This is a genomic window from Luteitalea sp. (genome assembly GCF_044337415.1).
In the GTDB taxonomy this organism is placed as follows: domain Bacteria; phylum Acidobacteriota; class Vicinamibacteria; order Vicinamibacterales; family Vicinamibacteraceae; genus Luteitalea.
This window is the reverse complement of sequence record NZ_JBIINP010000285.1, coordinates 1-4,357: the sequence shown is the minus strand read 5'-3', so window position 1 is coordinate 4,357 and position 4,357 is coordinate 1. Positions and strand designations below refer to the sequence as shown.

At 69.4% G+C, this 4,357-nt stretch carries 3 protein-coding genes; 1 reads left to right on the top strand and 2 read right to left on the bottom strand.

All coding sequences use genetic code 11. From position 1 onward, the window contains the following. Together ACIRDX_RS20995 and ACIRDX_RS20990 are read right to left on the bottom strand one after the other, a co-directional pair. Positions 1–647 (bottom strand): SCO family protein (locus tag ACIRDX_RS20995; protein WP_396627388.1); only part of this gene is annotated, 647 nt, incomplete at its 3' end. Next, positions 644–3,235 carry an FG-GAP-like repeat-containing protein gene (locus tag ACIRDX_RS20990; protein WP_396627387.1) on the bottom strand — a complete coding sequence of 864 codons (2,592 nt, stop codon included), beginning with the start codon at positions 3,233–3,235 and terminating at the stop codon, positions 644–646. The genes ACIRDX_RS20995 and ACIRDX_RS20990, both read right to left, overlap by 4 nt. Positions 3,236–3,467: 232 nt before the next feature. On the opposite strand from ACIRDX_RS20990, the gene ppk2 reads away from it, so the two are divergent. Continuing rightward, positions 3,468–4,357 (top strand): polyphosphate kinase 2 (gene ppk2, locus ACIRDX_RS20985; RefSeq protein ID WP_396627386.1); only part of this gene is annotated, 890 nt, incomplete at its 3' end.

Genomic DNA, 4,357 nt, shown 5'->3' with positions numbered 1-4,357 from the left:
AGCACCTCCACCGTGTCGCGCGCGGGGTCGAACGTCACGGTGAGCAGCGTCAGGTCCTTCCCGAGGCGGTCCTCGAAACGTCGGGCGATGCTCGCGAAATGGTTGGCGACGCGAAAGCAGAACTGCGTCAGCGCACAGCTCGTGTAGATGAAGTTGACGACCACGACCTGGCCGCGCAACTGCGACAGCGAGACCTTCGCGCCTGACTGGTCGGTCAGCGTGAAGTCGGGAACTCCGGCTCCGACGGCCAGAGGCGTCGGTCTGGGCGTGCCGGACAGCGCCTCGAGGAGCCGCAGTCGCCGCGCCGACATCGGGTCGAGTTCGACGCTCTCGTACGGCACGACCGCGATGGCTTCGGCGTGCGCGCGGCCCGCGGTCATCACGAGCGTGAACCTGACGGCCGTGCCCGGCGTGAGACCTGCGAGCTCGGCTGCATCGCGCACCTCGAAGGCCATGGTCATGGGGCCCATCAGGCCTTCGATGGCGTCGTGCGACACGAGGAACGAGCGCCGCGGCGCGTCGACCGACAGCACCATGCCGGTCACCTGATGGCGCGCGGTCTCCTGTGCGGCGACCGTACCGGATGCGAGACAGGCCATCAGGCCAGCCAGCAGGAACCGCAAGGCCCGACCAGGCCCGGCGGTCATGGCGCGACGGCTCCACGAAGGCTGAGCGCCGGCCGAGCGAGGCGTTTGGGCTCCGTTGCCGATTCGACCACTTCGATGACCTGGTTCGTCTCGACTCCCGTGAAGCGTTGACGCGTACCGCTCGCCGGCCACCAGACCTCGACGTCCACGCGGCGCACGCCCGCGCCGAGTCCGAAGTGCTGCTGCAGCGGCGACGCGCCGAAGGAGCCACCGGCATCCACCTGCCGATGCATGACCCGCGCCGACCCGTCAGGCGCCTGTGCCTTCACCGTGATGCGTGCGCCGATGGCGGCGCGATTGCTCTTCACGCCCACGAGCTTCACGCCCAGCCATGACCTGCCGTGTCCTGGGTTCTCGAACAGGCGGAGCGCGTGGGCGTCGCCAGGCGTGGCCCCCCCGACCTGGAAGACGAGCTCCAGGTCGCCGTCGTTGTCCAGGTCGGCAAACGCCACCCCGTGCCCCTGGTGCCACTCGCCGGTTCCCGAGGACGCCGTGATGTCGACAAACGAACGGCCTTCACGATTGCGCAGCAACACGCTCGGCACCAACGCGCCATACGAGGGACTGCCAGTGCCGAGGTAGATGTCGAGGAAGCCGTCGTTATCGACGTCGCCGAAGTTCGAGCCCATCGGCATGAACACCTTGTCGAGGCCCACGTCGCGCGTCACGTCCGCGAAGGTGCCGTCGCGCTTGTTGCGATACAGCTTCAATGTCGTGGCGTTGTGCGGCAGCCCGAGGTACGTGCGGGCGGTCTCCTCGAGCGACGTGAAGTACGACGTGGCGAAGATGTCGAGCCAGCCGTCGTTGTCGTAGTCGAAGAACCAGGTCACGAAGCCGCTCCCGGGGCCAGGCACGCCGGCCGCTGCCGCCACCTCGGTGAACGTGCCGTTGCCGTTGTTGCGATACAGGAAGTTCGGGGCGCTGCCGCGGTTGGAGACGTACAGGTCGGCCCAGCCGTCGTTGTCGTAGTCGCCGGCGGCGACGCCCTTGCTGAACGCAGGCCGGGCGACGCCCGCCCGCACGGCGATGTCCTCGAAGGAGCCGTCGCCCTTGTTCCTGAACAACTGGGCCGGGCCGCCTTCGTTGCCGACGAACAGGTCGAGCCGGCCGTCGTTGTCGATGTCGACCCAGGCCGCCGCCTGCGTGCTCCGGGCGGGCACGGCGAGGCCGCTCGCGGCCGTGACGTCGGTGAAGGTGCCCTGGCAGCTGTTGCGCAGCAGGGACTTGCGCTGCGGCAGTTCCCACCCGCCACGCAGGAGCAGCACGTCGAGACAGCCGTCGTTGTCGTAGTCGGTCTGCATGATCTGCAGCCCGCCACGCTGGTCGGCGAGACCGGCGGCGGTCGAGCGGTCGACGAAGGCGCCGCGCTCGGACCGATGGAAGAACTGCATCGGCGTGCAACTGTTCATGCTCGACGTGACCAGGTCGAGGCGCCCGTCGTTGTCGAAGTCGTCGACGATGGCGCCGCCGGCCGAGGCGAACGCGCGAGCGCCGCTCTGCGGCGCGACGTCGACGAACCGGCCGATGTCCTCGCCCGAGGCGAAGGCGGCGGGAGCGATGCGGTGCGCGTCCGGGACGCCCGCCGGCCAGGTGCCCGCCGCGATGTGCGCGACGTTCAGCAGCCAGCGGACCTCGAGGTCGTCAGGGCGTTCCTTCAGGTACGCCATGAAGTGCCCGATCGCTCGCTGCACATCCGCCGCCGTGGCGAACGCCGGGCCCGGTGTGAGTCGCAGCAGGCACCGGTCGCCGGGCGTGTGGTAGGCGCCACTGTCGTGCATCGCCTTGTGGAGGTACGCGATCCCCATCGCCTCCTCCATGTGCAGCCGCATCGCCGGCACACTCGCCGTCGCGATCCGCAACGCCTCGGACAGCGCGGCGACGGCCTCCGGCATCTGGCCCTCGTACGCGAGCAACTGGGCGTGCGTGAAGTGGGCCTGGGCCAGGTCCATGGGCGTGCCCGTGGAGAGCAGTGCCGGCGACGCCAGGTTGGCGCGAAGGTTGAGCTGGGCCTCCAGCAGCGACCCGGTTCTCACGGTACAGATCGTGACGGGGTCGAGATTCCATCCGGCCGGCTTGTTCGGGTGCCGCTGCATGACGACGGTCGCGTCGTTGAAGCCCGAGACGTCGAACAGGTAGCGCACCGCCCCCACGGCCGCCACCGACGGGGCGCCGGACCCGGGCGCGCCTGCCTGACTGGCGTCGGCGTCGTCGACGACCTTCAGCACGGCGATGCCGGTCGGGATGCGCACGGGGCGCGTGACCTGGCCGGGAGACAGCCCCTGCAGGGCGTCGCGCAGTTCAGGACGAAGCGCCGCCAGCGACGTGCGGCCCAGCAGGCCGCCACGGCTGCGGGTGGGGTCCTGCGACACGCTGGCGGCGAGCGCCGCGAAGTCGGCACCCTGCTGCAACTGGCCGATCACCTGCGCTGCCTCGGCGTCGGAGGGCACCACGATGATGCGCAGCGTGAGCGCCTCTGGTGTCGCCGCCTGCCCCTGTGCAGCCACGCGGATCGCTCCCGCCGCGCACAGCGCCAGCATCAGGGCCAGCGCAACGACGCCCGGAAACCGCCGCACACCGGGTGACTTCATCCCCCAGCTCACGAGTGGGCCCCATGGAGCCGTGGGTGTCGCCGCAGACGTCTGGCCACGGCGGTATTGTAGGCGCGCGGACCGAGACGACCATGCGCCATCAGGGACGACGGTTCCTCCCCTGCCAGCGATGATGCCGAGACGTGCACGGGCGTATGCTGACGCCACGGGAGCAGCATGGCGCCTGCTCCCTGTTCTCGCGGTGAGACCTGCGCCACAGGGATGACGCACCATGAAGCCGAGCGCCCGGAAGCCCGAGTCCACCATCGCCATGGTCGACGACACGACGTCTGGCGAACCGAAGAAGGACAAGAAGGCTCGGGCCCGGGAGAAGAAGGCCCGGAAGAAGGACGAGAAGGCGACGAGGAAGGCACACAAGGGCGACGCCCCACCGGCCGCTGAGCCAGGGACTGTCGAGCCGGCCAGGTTGACGGGCAAGCAGTACGAGAAGGCGCTCGCGAAGCTGCACGAGGAGCTGGTGTGCCTGCAGGACTGGGTCAAGGCCCGCGGCCTCAAGGTCTGCATCGTGTTCGAGGGGCGCGATGGGGCCGGCAAGGGCGGGGCGATCAAGGCCATCACCGAGCGGGTCAGCCCGCGGGTCTTCCGGGTGGTGGCGTTGCCGGCGCCCTCGGAGCGCGAGAAGACCCAGATGTACGTGCAGCGCTACCTGCAGCACTTCCCGGCGGCCGGCGAAGTGGTCATCTTCGACCGCAGCTGGTACAACCGCGCCGGCGTGGAGCGCGTGATGGGGTTCTGCAGCGAGGAGATGTCGCGCAAGTTCCTGGTCGGGGCGCCCCTGGTCGAGAAGGCGATGATCGACTCGGGCATCATCCTCATCAAGTTCTGGCTCGAGGTCAGCCCCGAGGAGCAGACGCGCCGCCTGAAGGCCCGCATCCACGATGGCCGCAAGACGTGGAAGCTGTCGCCGATGGACCTGAAGTCCTACAGCCGCTGGTACGACTACTCGCGGGCCCGCGACGAGATGTTCGCCGCGACCGACACCGAGTTCGCGCCGTGGACCGTGGTGCCCTCCGACGACAAGAAGCGCGCGCGGCTCAACGTGATCACCCACATCCTGTCGCACGTCCCCTACGAGCGCCTGCCGCGGCCCAAGGTGAAGCT